A 23,692-nucleotide genomic window follows, 5' to 3' on the forward strand; every position below is an offset into this window, starting at 1 on the left:
AAATTCGTATATCCTTCAAATTAAATGCAAAGATTATATTGCCTTTAATATCATATAAATCTAAATAAATTTAATATTTGTACAAAAAAACTAAACAACTTTAATATTGCTAAACAACTTTAATATTGCTAAACAACTTTAATATTGCTAAACAACTTTAATATAAATCAAAGAATCAATTTTGACTAAAAATTTAATATTCTCAAGCATTTTTACGGTGATAAGATGGACACAGACTCTAAGATAGAATTGATAAAAAAAGGAACACTTGAAGTGATAACAGAAGAGGAACTCAGAGAAAAGATTGAAACTGGAAACATGACAGCTTATATCGGCTATGAACCATCAGGAAGCGTCCATCTTGGACATGCAATCACCGTTAAAAAGATGATAGACCTTCAAAGGGCAGGATTTAAAATAAAAATTTTGCTTGCGGATCTTCACGCTTACTTGAACGGAAAGGGAAGTCTTGATGAAATAAAGAAAATATCCGAGTACAACATAAAATGTTTCAAAGCTCTTGGACTCTCAGAAGATACTGAATTCATTTTAGGATCCGAATTTCAGAGGGGACAAGAACACGTAAATAAAGTATACGAACTCGCCCTTACAACAACATTAACCCGTGCAAAAAGAAGTATGGCCCAAATAACAAGGGACAGTGAGGACCATAAGGTTGCAGAGGTCATTTATCCAATTTTACAGGTCGTGGACATGCTCTTTTTAAATGTTGATGTTGCCCTCGGTGGAATGGAACAGCGAAAGATCCACATGCTTGCAAGGGAACACTTGCCAAAAATGGGATTTGCTGCACCTGTATGCATACACACACCACTGCTGCACGGTACAGATGGTTCTGACAAAATGTCATCGAGTAAAGACAATTTTATAGCAGTAGACGACGAAGCGGATGTTATAAAAAGGAAGATCCAGAAAAGTTTCTGTCCACAGGGCCAGGTTGAGGACAACCCAATTATAGAAATAGCTGATCACTTCATTTTCAGTGAAAGGGATACAATTTTGATAGAGAGACCACCTAAATTCGGGGGAAACCTGGAACTCACACAAGAAGAACTTCTGAAAAACTACGGCGAAGGAAAATTACACCCTCTGGACCTTAAAAATGCAGTTTCAAACCATCTGATTGAAATTTTAAAACCTGTTCGTGAATACCTTAACTCTTAAAAATCTTTAAAATTGTTCAAATTAATAGTTAAGTTGAGAGTATCGTTTCAAATCAGTCATTTCGAATTAATCATCTCAAAAAAGTAACAGTTTATATCAAGCTTAAAATATGATGATTTTATGTATCCAAATGATTAAAAGAAGGTGATTATATGGAAGAAAAGGTATATGAAATGAAAATTCCTGCGGGAATTACAGAAAGCCAACTTGCAGAGGTTATAACCACATACGATCTTGAATTAATACAAACTGAATACGGACCCGTTCTCCAAGGGGAAATTGAAAAACTGGAAAATGCAAGGGACCACATCGTAAAAGCCTTAAACGAGCGGATAAAAGAACTTGAAGGCAATTCTAGAGATGAGTCCTAAGCAGGGTCATCGTTCTAATGAAAATATTTTAGCCAGGAAAGTTCTTAAAAAACTTTTTAATTAATTTAACTTAAATTTAACCATTATTTACCTTATTTAATTTAATTCCAATCTTTTTTTTAATGTAACAGTAATTTATGTAACATTTAATTTTATTTTTTTAAAAGGAATTTTAATAAACAAATTATTCAAGAAGTGTGGAAAATATTGAGAACCGAATAAATTAGAAACTAATAGTTATTTTCAATTAATTTAAGTTTGATAGTTAACGAATGGATCATTCAAATTTCCTTATCATGTTTCAAATCCTGAAGCCATCTAAAGACTTCTTCTGCAATTTCATCTGCTATATCATCAAGAAAGTCCTGATCACTCAATTTGCATTTCTCAAATTCTGTACAAAATGTGTAGTCACCTTCATGGTTCTCCTGCAGAACCTCCCAACTGTCAGAGTCACGAAGCTCCCAGTACCATGAGTAATATCTCACACATTTTCCTTCCGGATGTCCGGCACAATAATCTTCATTTTCCTTATAACCCACTATAAGAACCTTATCACTGAAATAAATGTGTTCTTCCCATACATCCTTATCCCCCTGCACTTTTTCAGGTTCTGTTTCTATTATTTTATCTGCAAGCTCCTCTCTATCCATTATAATCCCCCTGGACATTTGAATATCATATTGAATAATATTTGGTTAAAAATAAAGGTTTAAATTGTTTAGTGCCGTTTAGTGTTAACTAATGCTTGAATTGCGGATTAACAACTTAAACACACATGCCCAATCTGCGGGCCACAATTCTTTTTATATCTTCATGTACCTTGTTTATACCATTATTAGCATTTACAACAAAAAATTCTTCTTCTTTTGCAAGTTTAAGATATTTTTTCCTTATTTTTTCAAGGAAACTCCTATCTTCAAAGCTGTCTTTACCTTCACAGCGCATCAAAGCAGTTTCAGGTTCCAGATCCAGAAGCAAGACTAGATCTGGTTTTCTTGCGAACTTGTTTATCTGGGATAACCATTCGGCACCGTTTTGATAAGCAATACTTGAATAGAAGCACCTGTCACTTATAACTACTTTACCTTCGACTTCTGCATCGATGATTTTATCCATAAGAATGGTTCTATCCGCTGCAAAAAGTAATCCAAGTGTTCTTTGAAAGTTTTCATCGGTAGCGTGTGGATTACGGAGCATTTCACGTATCAAACGTCCGACTTTTGAGTCAGTTGGCTCAAAAACCCTTAAAACTTCGTGTCCACAGTTATAAAGCCATTGTTCAAGGAGTTTTATCTGGGTTGATTTTCCTGATCCATCGATTCCTTCCAAACATATGTACATATCTTTTCTCCTGAAGTTTTAAATTGAAATTATATTAAATGACCTGTACGATGATCCATGATGTTAAAAACGGAGATCCAAGTGTAAAAGCTAGGAAAGTGACCGCCATACCAATTTTAAGTTTTTTTGAAATCATTTTTGTGTTTTCAAGTGACTGATCCTTTAATATGGAATATGCGGAGTTCAAGAATATGATGATTGCAATTAAAAGCACAGGAATATACAATACAGTTAAAAAACCCATAAAATATAATATGGGGCTTGTTAAACTTGCAAATATCATTATATATGCTGCAACATGTCCTGCTAACTTTTTGCCGTGAACTATTGGAAACGTGGTGGCTCCTTCCATTTTATCACCTTCAACATCTTCTATATCCTTTACCATCTCACGTGCCAGGGTCATAAGAAACGCGTAGAAAGCCATAGCAACTGAAACATTGATGTTACCAACAACAACGCCTGCAAAGATAAAGCAGAGACCTGTAAGGAGCGCTATACTTGCATTTCCAACTAAAGACATTTTTTTAAGTTTATACGCGTACAATATGAGTAAAATTGAGCTCGATGCAGCTATAATTCCAGCAAGTGGGCCCATGTAATCTGCCAACACTACACCAACCACAAAGAGTACTGCTGAATATATTGCTGCCGTGTTCTTTGACATTCTCCCTGATGGGATTGGACGTTCGGGCTTGTTTACAGCATCTATTTTACAGTCAAAGTAATCGTTCAGTGCGTTTCCAGCACCCATAATAAGGAATACAACTAAAGCTGCTATAAATATCTGGTAAGTGAAAACTGCAACAACTATTTGTACTATAAAAACTGCTATAACTCCCATTACTGCGTTTTTTGGTCTGATTATCTCTAAAAATGCGTTCATAGAAAACACCGCTAAATTATTGTTCAATAAATATCTTTAATTAATATAATAAACTCTTAAAAAGATTTACACTTTATACAAACTGTTCTACAAATATAATATCACTTAATTGAATAAAAAGATTTTTGGAAGTCCTTCTTAAACAAATTCTATTTCGAATTGATTCCCATCCGAACTATCCACAGATAACAAAATAAGGCAGCTAAAATCTATTTAATTAACCAAAGGTTAAATCCAAATGCTCTTATACTAAAAAAAACTAGAAAAACTCATGATACATAATGAGCTGATCTGTACTATATTTGTATATGGATACGTAGCTTTGCTACTTGTTATACTTGGAAGAGTACTTAAAGAATATCCTAAATTCAACAAAAAGATTTCCAATATCCTTACCAAAAACATTTTATCCATTTCATCGCTATTTCCAGCCGTGGACGCAATAAATTTCTTTAAGGTGACATAATGCGTTTTATAGTTCTTGATGGGCCCTTGGGATCTGGGAAGGCCACTCACTCCAAGTTAATCCGTGACAAATACCTTGCAAAAGGTGAAAAGGTCATCTTACGGAGCCATCCGTCGCAAGATGGTAAGTACGGCATAAAGGCAAAGAATGCGCTCATTAAAACAGGGCCACTGAACAAAATTAAAGCACCAATTTATTACACCCTTGATTTTATTCAATCGGCCCAAACTTACTATGGTGGTGTTGACACCGTTATTTTTGTCCGGTATCTCATGAATCTGGCTTATCTACCAATGCCCCTTGCTAAAATCATGTACTGGATATTTACAGCTTTTTTACCTGTTTCAGAGTACATGTTTTTTTTGGATCTGACACCTGAAGAATCCATGAAGCGGATGTCCGGGCAAGAAGACCAGGAAGAGATGTTTAAAATGCTTGAGGATCTGATAAAGGTTCGCGGGAAGGCTTTGGAGCTTGCTAATGAGTGGCATGTGATCAATACGAGCGGGACGATAGAAGAAGTTCAAAATGAGATTGATGAGATTATAGAAAGGTTAGATAGTCGTGTCAGGTAACTTGTACAGTTTAGGTGGTTAAATGTAGATTTAAATGGTTAGATGTGGTTTATTCCAGGAATTTAGATACAAATGGAGATGTGTCGCCTTTACGAAGGAAATGTCCTGATGGACTTTCGCCCAGAAACTCGGAAAACCATGATTCATGCTGGATCTCTTCATGAAGTATTGAAAGAGCCAGATCATAGGTCCTATCATAAAATACAATTGATAGAGGTTTAAAGTAGCAAAAATAGGAGCATAAACCCCTATATTGTCTCCACCATTAATAAAAGACACAATTGCAACTGAAAAATATGGATGAATTTATAAATCTTGAGATAAAACTTTTATTTTTGCTTTTAAAGGTGGGATCATCGTTTTCGTTATTTTTTCTTAATTCTAGCAGGTTTTTAAGACCTACAATTATGGGAAAAATACCCAATAACCCTATCCAAGCTGTAGGTATAATAAATTTAAAGAAATAAGCCAATGTACTTATTAAAATTAAAGATAAAATTCCAATATATGACCTACGATGATCTGAGTATTTTTATAATCCTGATGTGCGAAAAATATCATTAAAAAAAAGATCATCTAAATTAGTGGCCACAAACCCCACAATTGCTATAAAAATTAGTGTGAATTCCATAATTCAACCTTCTTTTAAATCATTATTCAAAAGCCCATATATTCACAAACAGTCTATATCGGCCCAAAATGGTTTAATATCCAGAAGTGGAGATCCATCCAGGGCATCAAGCCACCTCACAGTTAATGTTCTTCCATCAACTCCAACCAGTTCAACCAGACACAGAGCTATGGGATTAGGCCGTACAGGAGCTCTTGTGGCAAAAACACCTTTCTTTTTTGTTTTACCACGAGGTACAATCTGCAACTTATCCCGTTCTGCTTTGTCCTGCCAGTAAAATATTAAAAGATATTTTTTATCCCCAATACCCAATAAACCATCTGCGTACCCTTCAAAAATAGTTATTTTACTAAGTTCTTCACTGTAACGACCCTGATGTGGGGATTCAGCCCTTGTTTTGTAAGGGGAATTTATTATGCCTATAGGTTTGAGTTTCATGAAATTCTTTCGATCGATATAATATTTTAAATTTTAGATAGTCCTAAAAAAGTTTTTTAGAATTTAAGGTTGCAACAGTAGTACCAGTAGATTTAATCCCTCAAACCCCTTAAAATATTCAGCATAAATGAATGCAAAACCAGCAGGATTAGGAAAAAGGAAAAATAAAAGTATGTACCTTAAATGCAAGAGTTTTATCTAATCCCAATGTCAAGAAAGTTACAGTTTGGTAGTAAGCAATTCCCAACCCTGAGATTATAACAAGGATGCTCAAGACCCCAAGGGAGATATGAACAATTCTTTTTAGGGACCTCTCGCCAACCATAAACATTAACTCCTTCTTAAATCCTCAAACACAATATTAACCTTCTATTAACCTTAAAACTTAATATTAACCTAAAAAAGATTTATTTAAATCCCCACTCGCTGAATATCCACGGCTTTCCCAGTATCCTTTGTAACTGGAATCATTGGATATTTCAATTTTTGTAACCCATTTTATCCATTTATAACCCCATTTGTCTTGGGCCACAAGCTGAAATGGAAAGCCACGTTCTGGTGGGATGGTTGCGTTGTTCATTTTGTAGGCCAAGAGTATCTTGTTACTTTGGAAGTAATCCAATGGGAATGATGTGGAATAATTGTCGTAGGCATAGAATATTACCATATTTCCATTTGGCAGGGGTTTTGCCTCATCTATAAGGTCAGATACAAGGATTCCCTTCCAGAGGATGTTAACATCCCAACCTTCAACACAGTTTAATTTAACAACTTTTTCATAGTTCTGGTGGTTTATAACATCACTGTAGGTGTAGTTTTTGGGGTTTTGAACCAGACCTGTTACTTCCAGACGGTAGTTTGTTATGTTAATGTACTGGGGGCCTTTTATGGAGTTTTCACGAAAATCATTGACTGATGAAAGATCTTCACCCTGATAATTCCTAACCTCTACTGCATCAAGTTTCACAGCCTTATCTTTCTGGTACTCTTCTGCAACAAAATAAATAGATATTCCAAGGAGTATTACAATCATGATTACGACTTTCTTGTTCATTTAAATTCCCTCAAGAAGATTTATCTTTAAAGCAGCTGTTGGAACAAGAATATTTCCCAATTATTAAATCAACTAACTAATATTAAGATATATAGCACTAAGCTAATATTTGTTCAATCTTTAGATTTATTATTTGTTATTAAAATAAGAAATGAATATTTTATTATTCGTTTGTTCAGAAACTTGTTTTAAAACCAGAGACATTAATCTTTAAAAATGAATTTTTAAATAAATATTTTTAAATAAATTTAATTTTATTATTTAAAAAAAGAAAATAACTATTGAACTATTTTTGCCTTGAATAAATAAAAAATTAAATAAAAAATAATTCAAGCGCCTAGAAATTACTTATTTCAACGTATGATCCATTTTGTTTCCATTTCAATGTATTAATGCTGAAAAATTTCCTTAACCTTTGCATCCATGTCGTCTGCATAGTGTAATGCAACAGCCTCAGGGGTTTTTGGGTCTACAGTTGAACCCCATCCATTACTCACAACACCATGGTGGCTGAGTATCATGTGCAGAACCTGAGTTGAAAGTTCTTCTGGAACATGTAGCTCATTTACCTTTTCTTTTACCATTTCAGATGACATATAAAGATGATCCAACAATCTTCCTTCTTCTGAGAATCTTATGCTCAATAAGTCATAGTCATAGGTCCTTATTTTACCTATATCATGGAGCAGCACTCCAGTGTAAAGAATATCTTCGTCCATTTCTGGAAATATCTCGCAAACAGTTTTAGATATCTTTAAAACCTCAATAGTATGGTCTAACAATCCCCCAATGTAGTTGTGGTGATGTGTTTTCGCTGCAGGTGCGTTGTAAAATTTTTCTGCAAAGCTGTTATCACAGAAGAATGATTTTAAGAGATTTTTCAGGTGAGGGTTCTTAATACTTTCTATGGTGGCCTCGACCTCTTTGATCAATTCCCTTTTGTTCTTTTCAGATGTTCTTATAAACTCGTCCAGGTCATATTCCCCTTCTGAAAGTTCTTTTACCTCTTTTACAATTATGTTAAATCTTCCTGAACCTATTGGATATTCATTCACCTTTCCATCTATCTCACAAACACTTCCCGCGCGGATAGAACCGTAAATCTCTTCAATATTTTCTTCTGAAAAGATTAAACCCTTTATTTGACCTGTTTTATCTGTGAGAGTTAAATATATGTAGTTACGTCCGCTTGAAGCTTTTTTAAAAATTTTATTTGAAACTACAAACTGGGATTGGATTTCCCTTCGTGAATTTATATTTTCTATAAAGTCTTCCTCTGCTTTTTTAGACATGATAAACTTCCTTTTAGTTGGATACACTGAAATAATGTGAAATAATGTTATAAACTGAGAATAATATTGTATTTTTTTGTTATATCTTTTTAGCTTAAATCCACTTTCACTTATAAAATGGATGTACAGATACCTATTTAGTTTATTTGTAGCCTGTAAATAATTAATTTTTAGGTATTGGCAATTCAATCATAATATATTACAAATTTTCTATCTTTTTCTTATTTCAACAATCACTACAAATTTAATTTAAAAGAGTTTAATAAATAATGTTTGATAGATAATTAATAATTTTTAAATATTTTCATCTCACTGGACCTGTCTTTGGTGTGTGCAAATGGACGGAAAATCAGAAACTGGTTGGCTGACCCTTATAATTGTCACATTATCCATATTTACCATAGTCATTGACAAAACCTTTATGAACGTGGCAATATCTACCTTGATAAGAGACTTGAACACCAATATCGCAACAATTCAAGCCATAATAGCAATTTACTCCCTTACAATGGCCAGTCTAATGTTAATTGGGGGAAGACTCCAAAACGTTCTTGGTAGAAGAAGAACATTCCTCATGGGAGCCATCATATACGGTGTTGGGACAATCATAGCTGCCCTAAGTATTAACAGCACCATGTTACTCATGGGCTGGTCCATACTGGAGGGTGTGGGAGCTGCACTGATGATGCCTGCCACCACATCCATAGTATCAGGAACTTACTTCGGAGAAAGAAGAGCCTTCGCACTGGGAATAACCAGTTCCATGGCATCAGGTGCTGGAACTGTAGGCCCAATCATCGGCGGTTTTTTAACAACCTACTACAGCTGGCGCTACGCATTCGGACTGGAACTTCTTATTATCATAATCATACTCCTTTTTTCCAGAACAATATCAGTATTCCCTCCAACCATGAAATGGTCAAATATAAGTGTTTTAGGGGCTGTAAATTCCGCACTTGGAATATTTCTTCTGGTAACAGGTATAATCTTACTTAGCAACCCAAAAAACTGGAATATATCACATTATTTAATCATCATAGGAATAATTCTTCTTATCATATTCTACTTCGATCAAAAAAGGAGGATACAGCAAGATAAAACACCTTTAGTTGATATCAGCCTTTTTAGAGACCGGGGATTTACAATGGGAAACATTGCCCGGCTGATAATGAATTTCACGATTGGAGGCGTACTATTCATTATCCCAGTGTTCGTACAGGGCGTACTAGGCGCGGATCCATTGACCACAGGTTTAACATTGATACCAATGAGTATCGCAATATTTGTAATGTCTTTTGCAGCAGGTAAACTCTCAACACGGATACAGCCACGTTACCTTTTATCTCTGGGTTTTTTATCTGCCATAGCAGGGAGTGCGTACCTTAGCATTACCTTCAATCCATACGTTACCATAATAAATATGGTGCCTGGTATTAGCTCTATTGGGGATTGGAATGGGGATAGTCTTCCCACATTCAGCTAACGAGATCTTCTCTGTTGCAAGACGTGACCAGCAGCCTGATGCCTCAGGAATTATGAACACTGGAATCAATCTGGGCTCATCACTTGGAACTGCTGTTCTCGGAGTCATATTGATCCTGGGCAGTTTCAGCGGGCTTGGTCTTGCATTGAACAATACAAACGTACCATACCAGCAGGAGCAAATTATAGGTATCCATAGCTGGTTTGAAAGTATTGGAATAGGAAAATCAGGGAATATTGATGAAAAGCAAGTTTTAGTATCTTCTAAAAAAATAGATACCATGAAAAGCGCATTTGATATTATAATAATTGTGCTTCTGATTGGATTGGTGAGTTCTCTTTTAATACCGCCCCACAAGAAGAAACTTAAACATGTTGATGGGTGCGTTACATCCCAGATATAACCATATTAACCAATAATACCAAACGTGCAATCCAATACGTACCACCATTTTTAAACGTATCATTCTTTAATTAATCTTATAACTTTTAATTAAATTTTAAATCCTTTAATAAATTTACAATTTTAATTTTTTTAAAATCAAGAGGCTATTAATAAATTTCAAAATCTGTAAAAAAAATAAATAAAGCTTTAAACTCAAAAAATAAGCAAAATTACGGGTATCAAAAAATAATTAATGGACAATCTCTCAAATCATTTTAAATGAATTAAGGTTCACTTTTAAAAATTAAGACAAATAAAAGAAATAAAGATAAATTAAGGATAAGGAAATGAAAAAGATAAAAAAAGGATGAAATTTACTCATCCATTCTATTTCTATTTTAAGTAAGTTATTCCATCCATTGTATCCTTTAATACCACTTAATTTAATCTTTTTTTCTTTTTAAAGTGCCAGTAGTATCTTTAAGCACTTCAACCTCGTGTAAATAGGTTTCACCACGGAGAGCAGACAATAAAGCTGCTAAACCTGACAATACAGCCCCTATGTAGAATGCCATTCTTAATGCGGGCATAAACGCATTTGCAAGTGTGGAAGGGAACCATGTTGTGCCTGTGAGCGTTGTCATGGTTGTTTGTGGTATTGCTGCCACAAAACTTGCTGGTAAACCTGAAAGTATTGTGTTAACCGGGTTGAAACCAAGGAACGCCGAAAACAGTGCCCCTGTTGGTGGGATGTTTGATAGAACTGGAGCTAACTGTAAAGCACCAATACTCGCCAATGCTGAAGTCATTGCACCAGGGAACTGTTGGGTAATGCCCACTATTACTATGGTGAAAAACATTGCCATACTTGCTGTAAAAGCCGTGTTCATCAGGGTCATCATCATTCCAGATGCTACTCCTCTTTCCTGAGGAGGCACGGAATTCATTATTGAGGCGCTGTTCGGTGATGAAAACATTCCGCTTCCTATTCCCATCATGAATAGGGCTATTCCAAATTCCGTGTAGTTGAAATCGTATGGAAGTGATGCAAGCACCAAGAATGAAACTGTGTTTATTACCATTCCTCCAGTTGCTATCCAACGAGGGCCGTACTTATCAGACAACCAACCTGAAATTGGTCCCATAATGATAACACCAATTGTAAGAGGAAGCATGTATATACCTGCCCAAAACGGTGTTGATTCATAACTGTAGCCATGGAGTGGAAGCCAGATTCCCTGGAGAAGCATGATCAGCATGAACATCATTCCACCACGACCCAACGAGTTGAGAAAACCCGCAGAATTTGCGTAACTGAACATCTTTATTTTAAAGAGGTCCAGCCTGAACATTGGGCACTCCACACGATTTTCAATGAATGGGAAAGCTGCTAGAAGTACAACTCCAATCGCTAGGGCTGTCATGACCCATGGATTACTCCAACCCATAGGATTGTTTCCGTATGGCATTAGACCGTAGGTTACAGCCAGAAGCAAGAGGGTTATTCCTGAAATAAATGTGAGGTTTCCCCAAACATCGATTTTCGTTGCTGTGGATTTAATAGATGTTTCCTTAAGTTTTAAGGTGGACCATACAGTTCCGAGTATACCAAATGGCACGCTGATAAGGAACACGTACCGCCAGTCATAGATTGCAAGCACTCCTCCAAGTATAAGGCCTATGAACTGGCCGGACATGAACGCAACCATGTGAATACCCAATGCCTTACCCCTTTCGTTGACAGGAAAGGCATCTGTAAGTATTGCGGAGCTATTGGCCATGAAAAGGGCACTGCCCACGGCCTGGAGTATCCTGAATGCTATAATTTCTATGGCACCCGCATCTCCTGTTGATGGAGTCAGGTATAACAAGATTGATCCTAATGTGAATATAAGGAATCCCAATTTGAAGAGTCTCACCCTTCCGTACATATCTGACAGTCTGCCAAAGCTTAAAAGCAGTGTGGCAGTCACGAGACCATAACCCATCAATATCCACAGCAAGTACTGGAAAGATGTTAAGGGGTCTATATGTATACCGTTGAATATTGCGGGAAGTGAGATCAAGGTTATGCTCCCGTTGACACTACCCATTAAAGCAGCTATTATAACATTTATCAGGGCAATCCATTTGTAATCAAGACCACGAAGACGACTGCGCCCTCCATTACCTTTTGAATTTTTATTAGAAACATTAACATTCTCATTCAAAATATATCACCTATTTAAGTCCTATAAACAGGACAGTCTATTCGTTGCTCCAATTTTTTATGAAACTAACTCTTGTTATGAGGCTTCCAATCCAAGTTCAAAAATTCTAAAACAGTATTTGATTGTAGAGTTTAACCAAAACTAGAATTAAAAATTTAGAGTAATTCAAGTAACCTTGAAACTTTTACCTCAAAATTCTATTTCATTATCTATTAAATACCCTATTTAAATATATCGGTAATCCGATATTAACGGATACAGACGATGAAAATACTGCAATGAGAAGATTTATATTATCGGTTTTCCAATATACTAAATTATGAAATGTTGCGAAATGAAGGGTTATCTATCCTTTTTAATAATGTGGATACTCCGCAATAAAGGTATGAACGGTGCTGAAATAGCCAGAGAAATTGAAAAACGGAAGGGGAAAAAACCAAGCCCTGGAACCATTTATCCCGCACTCAAAGACCTGAAAGATAGGGACATAGTCACAGTTGATGAACACAAAAAATATTCGTTAACAGCTGAAGGTGAAGAGAAACTTAAAGAATCATGCAAATCATTTTACAAGACTTTCTATGATATTGACGAGATGTTCGAGTTTTTTAAATGAGTTAAAGTTTTTTAAATTGAGATAAATAGTAACAATAAATTGATAAAAGCAATAAAAAAATAGAACTAACAGCAAAAATATAACGATACCAAAATAAACAAAATGGAAATATTTACAAGACAATTAGCAATTTTTAGATACATTCCTACTTTTTTTATTATTTGTAAAAGGTTAAATATCAATTAAATAAAAAAAATGTGAAATTTTAGTATTTACTTGAGAACAAATGATAATTCTATTTTTAATAATGAATTTGCCTCCTAAAATCAAGGCAATTCCACTATAAATGCAATTAAGATCGAAATTGGGGGAGATTTGGGAAAACACTTATTAAACATTTCAAAAAGATTTAATGTTGTCCTCAGAGAACATGAAAATAAGTTTGATGAGTGTCTGGACTTTAGTCTATGACTCTTTCAATCCTATCTTAATTGTATTTAATATATTTAATTAAATACGATTTTAACCAGGTATTAACTTCAGAGAGCATATTTAATCGTGTTAGATTTACCAAACATTTTTTAGGAATTTTCAGGTTCATGAATTTTAAACCGGTTAACTATTTCAAATCAAAAAATAACTTATCAAATCAAAAAATTGAGTTGATTATTTATTAAATTATTAACTGTTATTTTCAAAAGTTCTATAAAAAGAAAGGGAGATTATGAAGCCACATAAACGTTTAAGCCCCAAAAAGAATTCACGTAGACATTTAAATCAAAAAAATAATCCACGTAAATATTTAAGTCTCAAAAAGATCGTGTTAATCGCGATCGCAGTAATTTTCATATTTTTCATCATCAACACAGCCATAAGCAATGCTTTTGGAGGGAGCAATAGCTCAAATCAAGATACTTCCACAGTGCATGTTCTGATTTTTAATGGAACCGGAGTAATTACAGGTAGTGTTAATGGGGTAGAGGACTGTTTGGATAAAGCTAACCAGGAAAATCTCATCCCGAATGTAGTATTTAACTATTCAACTACTGATGAAATTAATTCAAAAACTCTTTCCGGCTACGATGTTCTTGTAATGCCCGGTGGTCTTGCAACAACTTACCTTGAAGATTCAGATATCGACAGTTCTGCCATGAAAAATTTTGTGTCCAGTGGTAAAGGATACGTGGGAATATGTGCTGGAGCTTATGCAGCTACAAGTTATGTAGACGGTTGCTATGAAGGATGGGGAATTGCACCAAACATAAGGAGTAAAGTCGTAAGTTACCAGGGCGAATTAAATATTACAATGACTTCCACTGGAAGTGACCTTTTAAACTCCTCAGGTGTGCAGGATATTTACCATTGGAATGGTCCAGCCATGTACAAAAATGGTTCTTACACTCCCATAGCATATTATACAGACAATACAACGGGTTATGAGAATTATGCTGCGATTTTGGACGATACCTATGGATCAGGAAGGGTTTTACTATCTGGATCACATCCAGAATTAGATCCACAGAAACCTGAAATGCTTGCCAAGATGATCCTTTGGGCTTCTGGTAAAAGTTAAAAATTAAATCTTGAATCAAGATTCAATGCAGTAAAATTAGGTAAAAAAAGCCACAAAAGTTAGAAATATGGAAATAAAATAGATGGTAAAACAGCTTGGAAATAAAAATGCCATTTCCAGGCTGATATAACTGCCTTGAAATACCGTTGAATCTGAAAAAACAAGATGATAATGTATATATCAATCAAAGATCTTGTTTCTTTTATTTTTGTAATGCTTGTAAAGATTATTTACTTCTAAAAGAAACTTTGTGGATGTGTAGTAATCTCTATGAGATCAAACTATGAATTAATTAATCCTAGAATAAACCAGTAATTTTATTTTATATAAAATGATATTGAAGCCTAAAAAATTCACCGAATTTCTTCACTAAACTTTTCAATCCCCAATTTCTCAACGAACCGACCAAGACGTTTTTTAGTGTCGCTGCCCCTGTAAAAAGTTAAAATACTATCAATTAAATTCAGGGCATCTCCATCTGAAAGATTTTTGGCAATTAAATCACCTATTCTGGGTTTTCTGCCTGATGTTCCGCCAACCAAAAGGTTCCATCCTTTTTTAGTCCCTATAAGACCGATATCCTTTACTGCAGATTCTGCACAGGAGTTTGTGCATCCTGAAACTCCGATCTTTAACTTGTTAGGTGTTTCCATGGCATGGTATCGTTCATCAAGTTTCATTCCCATTCCCACAGAGTCTTGTTCTCCTTTTTTACAAAATGTTGTGCCTAAACAAAATTTGGTGGCCCTAACGCGCTTACCTGTGAAACCTCCATGTTTCATGTCCAGATCATTCCATAACTGATCTATATCCTCCAATTCTACACCAATAATAGCTATTCTCTGTTCAGAAGTTATCTTAAGGGTTTTAGCATTGTATCGCTCTGCCACATCTGCTATCTTCCTTAATCTTGCAGGATCAATCATACCCCCCGGAATGTGTGGGATTACCGCAAAGGTCTTCTGGTCTCTTTGGACTGCAGCCCCCTTCTCAGGTATATTATCAACCATGAATATCACTCCTTTTAAAAAAGGGAATATTTAATTCAATTTCTTAAATATAATCGATGTTATCCTATTATTGTTATTTACCTTTTAATTCCGTACAATTAATACACCACCCACATAAGATCATTATTCCTATAATTTATTTTGTATGATATTACAAAAATAATTTTCATCTTTAATTTCTGTATAAAATAAAGACCCCAAATAACATAAAAAGCCCAAATAACAGTTGCAAAATAGTAAAAGGCTCATTGAGGATTATGAATGCAAATATGGCCCCAAAGAGGGAATCAAATGCAAATATTGATCCCGTTCTTGTTGAACCAATTTCCCGAATTGAGAAGTAGGTAAGTACCAGTGAAAAGCTTATGCAGAATAGCCCAATAAAAATCAAATAAGGAAGCTCATTTAAAGGTAATTTAAGATTCAAACCCAGGATCAACGATATCAAAATTAGGAATACTCCTCCTATGGAACATTTTAAAGCAGCTATCAACACTAAATCTCGTTTATTACTTAAAAATTTGCTCAAACTTGTGTCCATACTCCAGAAGAGTGCTGCCAATATAACCATCATGCTTCCGTATAAACTCTGGTTAAGGGATAAATTTCCCCCATTACCTGTGGTTAAAAATATAGCTCCGCTTAACAAAAAAATAAACCCAAAAATATCTTTTTTCTGAACGCTCTCCTTAAGAAAAAAAATTCCAATAACAATAATAAAGAAAGCCTGTACATTCATCAAAAGAGCCGCATTTACGGCTGTTATCTGATTCAAACCCGTTAAATATATTGCGGGGGCAACCACCGAACCTAAAAGTGCTGTGATGAACACTAAAACATAATCCCTTCTGGAGATGAAGCTTTCAACCTCATTTTCCCTATTTAGGATGGTTAATATCCTGCTTTGAAGGGGTGAAAAACGAATTAAAAACAAAAATAATGCTGCTGCGACATACGTCAAACCTGCAAGTGCTAAAGGATGAATGTACTGCAGTAATATCTTGTCAAATGAATACCAGACCCCAAATATGAGGGCAACCGTTAAAGCACTTAAATATCCCCAGTAACGATGCATAGTTCACCTAAATCAAAAATTTAAGATCAATATAATATTATATTTCCTTATATGCCCAAAAAATATATGTATTTTTACTACTTTTGCTGCAAAAAACTCAACTAATTTACTTCATAAAATAAATATTATATAATGAAATTTAAAAGAAATTTAAATTAAACCCTTTAACAATAATTTTAATATTCATCTAGACCCAATTCATTTGTAACATCCAATCGTGATGACTGATTTTTATAGATAAAATTGTATAAATTTCTTAAAAAATTGAGGTTTTTTAACAATTGAGGAAAAAATAATGCGAAAAAACTTTTTACCCGAACTTTTAGCACCTGCCGGATCCATGGAAGCCCTTAAAGCAGCCGTAAATGCAGGAGCAGATGCAGTGTACCTTTCAGGGAAAAGATTCGGAGCAAGGCACTACGCAGCAAACTTTGAAGATGAAGAAATTGAAGGTGCTGTCAGCTACGCCCATCTGCACGGAGTAAAAGTACAGGTAACTGTAAATACTCTTATAAAAGATTCTGAACTTCAAGATGTGGCAGAGTATTTATTATGGCTTTATAAAATAGGCGTTGATGCGGTTATAATCCAAGATCTTGGTGTTGCAAGTATTTGCAGGGAGATGGTTCCAAATCTAGACATGCACGCCTCAACACAAATGACCATCCACAACTTTGAGGGAGTTAAATGGGCAGCAGAATTCGGTTTCAAGCGTGTGGTGCTTGCAAGGGAAGTTGGAGTGCAAGATATAAAAAGGATCTCTGAAAAGCTGAATGAAGAACTAAAAGCAGACAAATCAAGTTCAATAGAACTTGAAGTCTTTGGACACGGAGCTTTATGTTACTCCTATTCCGGGCAGTGCCTCATGTCATCTTTTATAGGTGGGCGAAGTGGAAATCGAGGGATGTGTGCACAACCCTGCCGTAAGCCCTACGATTTCACTGTTGGGGAAAAAGACGAATTTGGGAGACCTCAGAACACCAGAGTTATGCCCCTAAAAGAACATTATCTCCTTTCAACCAGAGATCTATCAGTTTATAAACATTTGAATCAAATTTCAAAAGCCCATGTGAACTCTATTAAAATAGAGGGACGTATGCGATCCCCCCAGTACGTTGCAATTGTTGTTGGAATATACAGGAAAGCCATTGATTCCATGAAAAGGGAGAAATGGAAGCCAACTGATGAAGATGTTTCAAAGCTTAAACTCGCATTCAACAGGGGTTTTACCGAAGGTTACATAATGAATGCACGTCGCGGATCTCTAATGGCCAGAGACGGACCCGGTAACAGAGGTTTATACGTTGGAGATGTGGTCGGTTACAAAAAGTCTGGTGAAGTTGTGGTTAAAATAAAAAATCCGATTATTCCCCAAAAAGGCGATGGCATCGTTTTTAAATCATTAAATCAAGATGAGAGGGATCAAGGAATGTTCTTAGAGAAAGAACCCTCAATGAACAAAAATAAAATTATTTTAAAGGTTCAAAGACCTGTAAAACCAGAATCTAAACTTTTCATAACCCGTAAAAAATCTTTAATGGATTCTGCAGATGAATTAATTAATGAATCATCTTCAAAGCGTTTAATTCCAATTAAAATCAGCATTAAATGGGATGAGAACAAGTTTGCACATTTAGACTGCGAATTCCCAGTAACTATCCCAGTAACAGATACCCCAAAACACGAAGTAACCCACAAACATTTACATTATAGATCACCTTTACAGTTTGAAACAGCTATCAAACGCCCCCTAAGCCATGAGCAAATTGAAAAACAGCTAAAAAAAACAGGTGGCACTCCCTTCATCATCAAAGAGATTAAAATGGAGTATCCAGGGGATCTATTCGTTTCTATCGGTAAATTAAACCAGTTAAGAAGAGATCTCCTGGATAAAGTTGCAGAAGAATTATTAAATTATTATATACCTGAAAAAAAGGATTTAAAAGCTGCAGAAACCCGTTTTTATAATCTTTTAAACGGTTTAAAATCTGATTTAAAGATTAAACATAAACCTGAATCTGATAAATCAGCAAATTTCGATTACAAACCATCAAAAACCGATGTTGGGGTTTACATGGATAACCTTGAAACACTGACTGCCGCATGTAAAGGAGGGTGCAAGCGTGTTTATTTTGAGCCTCATTCCACGTATTCCAACTTTAAAAACAGCAATCCGGATGAAAAGTATATTGCAAGGTATTTTGAAGATATTTTTGAATTGTTAAGAAAAGCTGGAACAATTTGCAGTGAGATGAATGTTGATTTAATCTGGAAATTGCCTAACATAACTTCCCAATCATATTTAGATCATACAACTCCTTTAATCAATAAACTATCTGATTTGAACGTTTCTGGAGTGATGGTGGATGGTATTGGTGCTGCAGAAGCTATAAAAACCCAAAATAATAAGATTGAAATCTATGGATCCACCGGACTGAATGTGTGGAACCATTTGATAGCCGAGCAATTATCAAAGACATCAAACGATCCACCAAAAAATCCAGGGATAACTTTTAAAAGCATTACTGTATCCCCTGAACTTTCAAAAAATGAAATTAAAAGGTTAATTTCAACTTCCCACACAAAAAACATTCCAACTTCCTTTGAACTTTTAGTACAAGGAAATATTGAATCAATGGTTACTGAAGACTGTCTTCCACTTATAAACCCTAAAAGTAATGGTTTGAAAATGTATGATGCTAAAAAGGAGTTTATAGGGATAATAGATGCTAAAAAACGTGTTTTTCCAGTTAATACAAATTACAACGGTAGAACCCATATATTGAATGCGGTTGAACTGTGTTTAGTAGATTACATGCCATCAATACTTCGTATGGGGATTAATTCGGTTGTAATTGATGCACGAGGCAAACCCCCAAGTTATGCACTTGAAATGGCAGCAATTTACAGTAATGCCGTTGAAAAAACTGAAAAAGGTAATGAATTAAAAAAGACCCTTAATATGCTTAAAAATAATGTTAAAAAAATTTCAACAGGCGGGATAACAACTGGAAACTTCATACGCGGAGTTAAATGACATTACAGGCCCATAAAAGTTAACACTAACTTGACTTAATCTCTGAAAATTTCAAAAAAATATGAGCAATAAATGGAGGGGAAGGATTATGAAAAGAGATGTTATCAGAATTAATGAAGAAAAGTGTACAGGTTGCGGGGATTGTATTCCAGGGTGTCCTGAGGGAGCTTTACAGGTTATTGACGGGAAAGCAAGGCTTATAAGTGATTTGTTCTGTGATGGTTTAGGAGCCTGTATTGGAACTTGCCCACAGGGAGCTATAGAAGTTGAACAAAGAGAAGCTGAGCCTTATGATGAGAATAGGGTTATGGAAAATATTGTAAAAGCTGGTCCCAACGTCATAAAAGCTCATTTAAAACATCTTAATGATCATGGTCAGATGGAATTTCTTAATCAAGCTGTTAGCTTTTTAAAGGAAAAAAATATTGAAATTCCTGATTATGAAGAAGAAAGCCCATTACCCTCCAGTTGTCCTGGTTCAACAATGAGGGATTTAAGTGAAAGTAAACTGGAAAGCAGCAATCAACCACAGATTTTCGGCGCAGAACTTAGAAACTGGCCCGTACAGTTACAGCTTTTAAACCCAAATGCACCTTATTTAAAAAATGCAGATTTATTAATAGCAGCAGACTGTGCACCATTTGCTTATGCTAATTTCCATCAAAGATTCTTAAAAGATAAGGTTTTAATAATCCTTTGTCCGAAACTGGATAAGACCATAGATCAATACGTGGATAAATTAGCTGAAATTTTTCAGAAGCAGGAAATAAAGTCAATCTCAATTGTGCATATGGAAGTTCCATGCTGCTCAGGTATTGAGACTATAGTTAAAAGAGCGTTAGAAAAAGCTGAAAAGAACATAATTATCAAAGATTACACAATTTCGATAAACGGTGAGATAATATAAAAAGAATAAATAAAATTAAGATTTAAATCAATTTCAGAGCAAATATTTGCTCATCAAAGAACTCCAATCATTTTCAGCCCTATGTAAAACATTAAAGCCATGTAAATATATTTTAACTGCTTTTCTGGGAGTTTATGGGATACTTTAACCCCCACCTGTGCCATTGGAATGCTTGCACCTGCAAGCAGGACAAGTTGAAGGATGTTTATGTAACCAACGGAATATGGGGGCAGTCCAGTGGCGTTCATACCACCTAAGATATATGCCACTATTCCGCCAATGGATGTGAAGATTATAACTGCACTGGATGTTCCAACGGCTTTGTGGGCGCCAAACCCCATTAAAATAATGAGAATTGGTACCATTAGAATTCCACCACCTATTCCAAGAAGTCCTGCTGCAAAACCTGCTGCAAAACCCCAAAAAATATAAGATAATGATCCTTTTTTAGGTTCTTCCCCTGTTTCAGGGTACCTTGCAACTACCATCCATAAAGCCGCTGCAAGAACCAGGAACCCAAAAAGAAATCTTAAAATATCACCCGGCACGTTTGATGCAGTTATTCCTCCTATAAATGCCCCTATAATTCCAGCAACACCCATAAACATTGCTGGACGTCTTAAAACCGCCCCACGACGCATATGACCCAGTGTTCCACTTAAGGCTGTTGGCAGTATCACAGCAAGGCTTGTACCAAAGGCAATTCTTATTGCAATTGTTGGATCAACACCAATGGCTGTCAAGAGGAAAAACTGGACAGGAACCATTATAAAACCTCCCCCAACACCGAGAAGTCCGGATGCAAATCCAACAAATGTACCCGTGATTAACAAAATGACGATGTAAACTAAAAACTCCATATTATACCCTTTACCATCCAATCTTAATTTAGTTTATTAAAAATTATTCAATGCAATTAAAAAAATTATTTAATCCCGGGTACTCTATTGTAAAGTAATATAAATTTCCCAGAAAATGTTTCTACTATTTTTTGCAGCAGTTATAAGATGTTGACAGCATGAAAGACGATGGGCCAAAACAGAGCATATAATGCTGAAAATGGAGAGATCAATTAAAAATAAGCAATTAAAAACTTCTCACATGCTGTCTCTAAAACCATTTATACACCAATGGAAATAGTACCCTAAACCGGATGTAAGTATAAAAAAATTAAGGGTATTATCCTAATAATACTAATGGTGATAAAGTGGATCTCATGGAAATAAAGGGCATAGGCGACAGACTGGCCGATAAAATTATTAAAAGCTTTGGAGGAAGAGAAGAATTTCTCAAAGCTGTGAAAAATTTTGAAGTGGACCGCATCGCAGGAATAGAAGGTGTGAGTCAACACAGGGCCATTGAAATTGTCAACTCTGTGCTGGGAAATCCCACCGAAGAATTTTTAAAAACTGAAAGAGCCGTTCAGATATATGATGATATTGTTGGAAGGATTCTCGGCTTTGCCAGTACCAAGTATGCCAAAAACAGAATTCTCTTGATGAGCCCAATTAAAAATGAAGAGACCATCAAGGAAAGTATGAGTTTTGTGATGCAGGCAAAGTATGCTGCAAGCCATCTTCCCAGAGATGAAATCAAAAGGCTCTTAAAAAAAATAGATCCCACAGATGATCCCAAACCAAAATACGACCCCTCCAAGGCCATTCTCGTGGAGTCGAGTGACGATTACCACCAAATAATAGAACTGGGCCTTAACAGTTACTGTCCAGTAATCACTTCAGAGGAACTTGAAAGCCTCGAAGACTTTGAATTGATAGTTTACGTATATTCTGAGGGTATTATGGAATTTGAAGATGCTTACAATATCACAATGGTGAATAATGAATCTGAAGCATTTGAAATTGTTCCAAACACAGTTCTATCATATTTTAAAGAAAATTATGATCTTCTACGTAATATTTTAAAAATAAAAGAAATATTAGGAAGAAAATCCATAATCAAAGAAGTTCTGGATATCTTAGACTCTCTGGAATCTGTTGATGTTGATGAGACTGTTTTTGACAGAGCAATTGAATCTTCAAAGGAAAAAGCAGATTTAAAACTTAAAGATGCCATTAAAAAAGTTGATCTTAAAGGAGATGAAGTTTTAAACCTTTTAAATGAGGAAATGCCCGGCAAGATCCAGAAAATATTCGACGAAGTAATGAAAGATGCAAGAGATGAGATTAAAGAAGAAACTGGATGCGCCTTCGACCCATTTATTCAAAAATATCCTGTTGAAATAGACTACTCTGAGCTAGAAAGAATTAAAAAACAGGAAATGTCCAAAAAACAGGTAACAACATTTGAAGAAGAAGTTAAGGCAGCTTCAATCATCTCAAAATTTAAAGTGGATGTTGAATCTGAGATCCAGGAAATTCTCCTTTTTGACTATGAATTCGCCTTGGGATGTTTTGCTTACTATTACGACCTCCATACACCCACTATTGGAGATGGATTCAGATTTAAAGAAGGATTACACCTCAATTTAGCCTTAATTAATGATAAAAATATCCAAAAAATTGATTATCAACTTGAATCTCCTGAAAACGTGGTTCTTCTGACCGGTGCAAACAGTGGAGGTAAAACAACCCTTCTCGAGACATTAGCCCAAATATCAATCATGGCCCAAATGGGTCTGCCTGTCTGCGCACAGGAAGCCCAGGTAAAACTCGTTGATGAAGTTTACTTCTTCTCTAAAAAGCATTCACTTGATGCAGGAGCTTTTGAATCATTTTTAAGGACCTTCATGCCAATTGTCACCCGCGAAGAGGATAAATTAATTCTTCTGGATGAACTTGAAGCCATAACCGAACTTGAAGCTGCCGTTAAAATCATATCCAGCTTCATGGACTTCGTTCATGATTCTGAATCCTTTGCAATCATTGTAACCCATATGGCCCGTGAAATTTTGAAATACACCGATGTAAGAGTGGATGGAATCGAAGCCAAAGGACTTGATGCAGACTACAACCTGATTGTGGATAGAACACCAAGAATGAACCATTTAGCAAAAAGTACACCTGAATTGATACTTCGAAGGATGTATGAGAAGTCCGACGGCAAGCTCCAGAAGATCTATGAGCGTATCTTGGAGAAGTTTTAATAACAGTTTGATATGCTTTTAATTTTTTTTGATCAATTTGTTTAAGATTTATCAATCACTATTCCAATTCATTTGATTATTTAATCTATATATATCTTAAAATTTCGAATCA

23 protein-coding genes (1 of these 23 cut by a window edge) are annotated in these 23,692 nt (G+C 35.3%); 11 read left to right on the top strand and 12 right to left on the bottom strand.

Annotation, left to right across the window (positions count from 1 at the left end):
• Positions 1–225 precede the first annotated feature (225 nt).
• A complete protein-coding gene (locus tag MSWAN_RS09195) occupies positions 226–1,185 on the top strand; it encodes a tyrosine--tRNA ligase (RefSeq protein ID WP_013826374.1) in 960 nt (319 codons plus the stop codon).
• Positions 1,186–1,337: 152 nt separating this feature from the next.
• A complete protein-coding gene (locus MSWAN_RS09200; RefSeq protein ID WP_013826375.1) occupies positions 1,338–1,556 on the top strand; it encodes a hypothetical protein in 219 nt (72 codons plus the stop codon).
• Positions 1,557–1,837: 281 nt separating this feature from the next.
• On the opposite strand, the gene MSWAN_RS09205 is transcribed toward MSWAN_RS09200, so the two are convergent.
• From MSWAN_RS09205 to MSWAN_RS09215, 3 genes are all read right to left on the bottom strand, one after another.
• Positions 1,838–2,209 carry a hypothetical protein gene (locus MSWAN_RS09205; protein WP_013826376.1) on the bottom strand — a complete coding sequence of 124 codons (372 nt, stop codon included), beginning with the start codon at positions 2,207–2,209 and terminating at the stop codon, positions 1,838–1,840.
• A gap of 115 nt (positions 2,210–2,324) precedes the next feature.
• Positions 2,325–2,900, bottom strand: a complete 576-nt coding sequence (gene tmk, locus MSWAN_RS09210) for a dTMP kinase (RefSeq protein ID WP_013826377.1) — start codon at positions 2,898–2,900, stop codon at positions 2,325–2,327.
• Positions 2,901–2,934: 34 nt separating this feature from the next.
• Complete coding sequence (locus tag MSWAN_RS09215; protein ID WP_013826378.1) at positions 2,935–3,786, bottom strand: UbiA family prenyltransferase; 852 nt, start codon at positions 3,784–3,786, stop codon at positions 2,935–2,937.
• Between the two features lie 271 nt (positions 3,787–4,057).
• Between MSWAN_RS09215 and MSWAN_RS12660 the strand changes: the two genes are divergently transcribed.
• Both MSWAN_RS12660 and MSWAN_RS09220 read left to right on the top strand, forming a co-directional pair.
• Complete coding sequence (locus MSWAN_RS12660; RefSeq protein ID WP_144011577.1) at positions 4,058–4,252, top strand: hypothetical protein; 195 nt, start codon at positions 4,058–4,060, stop codon at positions 4,250–4,252.
• The gene (locus MSWAN_RS09220; protein WP_013826379.1) at positions 4,252–4,827 is read left to right on the top strand and encodes a nucleoside/nucleotide kinase family protein; all 576 of its coding nucleotides are present in this window, start codon (positions 4,252–4,254) and stop codon (positions 4,825–4,827) included. Before MSWAN_RS12660 ends, MSWAN_RS09220 begins: the two co-directional genes overlap by 1 nt.
• Positions 4,828–5,092: 265 nt before the next feature.
• On the opposite strand, the gene MSWAN_RS13200 is transcribed toward MSWAN_RS09220, so the two are convergent.
• From MSWAN_RS13200 to MSWAN_RS09240, 4 genes are all read right to left on the bottom strand, one after another.
• Positions 5,093–5,332 carry a cadmium resistance transporter gene (locus tag MSWAN_RS13200; protein WP_144011639.1) on the bottom strand — a complete coding sequence of 80 codons (240 nt, stop codon included), beginning with the start codon at positions 5,330–5,332 and terminating at the stop codon, positions 5,093–5,095.
• Between the two features lie 168 nt (positions 5,333–5,500).
• Positions 5,501–5,896, bottom strand: coding sequence for a tRNA (N6-threonylcarbamoyladenosine(37)-N6)-methyltransferase TrmO (gene tsaA / locus MSWAN_RS09225; RefSeq protein WP_013826380.1), 396 nt, complete (start codon positions 5,894–5,896; stop codon positions 5,501–5,503).
• A 391-nt stretch (positions 5,897–6,287) separates the two neighbouring features.
• A complete protein-coding gene (locus tag MSWAN_RS09235) occupies positions 6,288–6,950 on the bottom strand; it encodes a molybdopterin-dependent oxidoreductase (RefSeq protein ID WP_013826382.1) in 663 nt (220 codons plus the stop codon).
• Positions 6,951–7,339: 389 nt separating this feature from the next.
• On the bottom strand, positions 7,340–8,242 hold the full coding sequence (locus MSWAN_RS09240; RefSeq protein WP_013826383.1) for a 3'-5' exoribonuclease YhaM family protein: 903 nt from the start codon (positions 8,240–8,242) through the stop codon (positions 7,340–7,342).
• Positions 8,243–8,579: 337 nt separating this feature from the next.
• On the opposite strand from MSWAN_RS09240, the gene MSWAN_RS09245 reads away from it, so the two are divergent.
• Together MSWAN_RS09245 and MSWAN_RS13080 are read left to right on the top strand one after the other, a co-directional pair.
• Positions 8,580–9,725, top strand: coding sequence for an MFS transporter (locus tag MSWAN_RS09245; RefSeq protein ID WP_013826384.1), 1,146 nt, complete (start codon positions 8,580–8,582; stop codon positions 9,723–9,725).
• Positions 9,697–10,128, top strand: coding sequence for an MFS transporter (locus MSWAN_RS13080; RefSeq protein WP_013826385.1), 432 nt, complete (start codon positions 9,697–9,699; stop codon positions 10,126–10,128). Before MSWAN_RS09245 ends, MSWAN_RS13080 begins: the two co-directional genes overlap by 29 nt.
• A 424-nt stretch (positions 10,129–10,552) precedes the next feature.
• Here MSWAN_RS13080 and MSWAN_RS09250 read toward each other — a convergent pair whose 3' ends face one another.
• The gene (locus tag MSWAN_RS09250) at positions 10,553–12,319 is read right to left on the bottom strand and encodes an MFS transporter (RefSeq protein ID WP_013826386.1); all 1,767 of its coding nucleotides are present in this window, start codon (positions 12,317–12,319) and stop codon (positions 10,553–10,555) included.
• Between the two features lie 334 nt (positions 12,320–12,653).
• On the opposite strand from MSWAN_RS09250, the gene MSWAN_RS09255 reads away from it, so the two are divergent.
• Positions 12,654–12,935: a PadR family transcriptional regulator gene (locus MSWAN_RS09255; RefSeq protein WP_144011641.1), complete on the top strand. Its 282-nt coding sequence runs from the start codon at positions 12,654–12,656 to the stop codon at positions 12,933–12,935.
• 664 nt (positions 12,936–13,599) lie between these two features.
• Entirely contained in the window at positions 13,600–14,448 is an 849-nt protein-coding gene (locus tag MSWAN_RS09260; RefSeq protein ID WP_013826388.1) for a BPL-N domain-containing protein, read from the top strand.
• Between the two features lie 353 nt (positions 14,449–14,801).
• Here the strand turns inward: MSWAN_RS09260 and MSWAN_RS09265 are convergent, their stop codons facing one another.
• A complete protein-coding gene (locus tag MSWAN_RS09265) occupies positions 14,802–15,458 on the bottom strand; it encodes a nitrite/sulfite reductase domain-containing protein (RefSeq protein ID WP_013826389.1) in 657 nt (218 codons plus the stop codon).
• Between the two features lie 172 nt (positions 15,459–15,630).
• Complete coding sequence (locus MSWAN_RS09270) at positions 15,631–16,533, bottom strand: DMT family transporter (protein ID WP_013826390.1); 903 nt, start codon at positions 16,531–16,533, stop codon at positions 15,631–15,633.
• Positions 16,534–16,828: 295 nt separating this feature from the next.
• On the opposite strand from MSWAN_RS09270, the gene MSWAN_RS09275 reads away from it, so the two are divergent.
• Both MSWAN_RS09275 and MSWAN_RS09280 read left to right on the top strand, forming a co-directional pair.
• A complete protein-coding gene (locus MSWAN_RS09275) occupies positions 16,829–19,570 on the top strand; it encodes a DUF3656 domain-containing U32 family peptidase (RefSeq protein WP_013826391.1) in 2,742 nt (913 codons plus the stop codon).
• An 88-nt stretch (positions 19,571–19,658) separates the two neighbouring features.
• Entirely contained in the window at positions 19,659–20,477 is an 819-nt protein-coding gene (locus MSWAN_RS09280) for an ATP-binding protein (protein WP_013826392.1), read from the top strand.
• 53 nt (positions 20,478–20,530) lie between these two features.
• On the opposite strand, the gene MSWAN_RS09285 is transcribed toward MSWAN_RS09280, so the two are convergent.
• Positions 20,531–21,337 (bottom strand): sulfite exporter TauE/SafE family protein, encoded by an 807-nt coding sequence (locus MSWAN_RS09285; protein ID WP_013826393.1) that lies wholly within the window; start codon positions 21,335–21,337, stop codon positions 20,531–20,533.
• A 356-nt stretch (positions 21,338–21,693) separates the two neighbouring features.
• Here MSWAN_RS09285 and MSWAN_RS09290 point away from each other — a divergent pair, with 356 nt between their 5' ends.
• Positions 21,694–23,580 (top strand): MutS-related protein, encoded by a 1,887-nt coding sequence (locus MSWAN_RS09290; protein ID WP_013826394.1) that lies wholly within the window; start codon positions 21,694–21,696, stop codon positions 23,578–23,580.
• A 109-nt stretch (positions 23,581–23,689) separates the two neighbouring features.
• Here MSWAN_RS09290 and MSWAN_RS09295 read toward each other — a convergent pair whose 3' ends face one another.
• On the bottom strand, positions 23,690–23,692 hold the end of the coding sequence (locus tag MSWAN_RS09295) for a trypco2 family protein (protein ID WP_013826395.1). It continues 543 nt past the right edge of the window; only the last 3 of its 546 coding nucleotides appear in the window; its start codon lies beyond the right edge, outside the window — the gene reads right to left on this strand; it ends in the stop codon at positions 23,690–23,692.

The organism is Methanobacterium paludis (assembly GCF_000214725.1).
Classification (GTDB): Archaea; Methanobacteriota; Methanobacteria; order Methanobacteriales; family Methanobacteriaceae; genus Methanobacterium_C; species Methanobacterium_C paludis.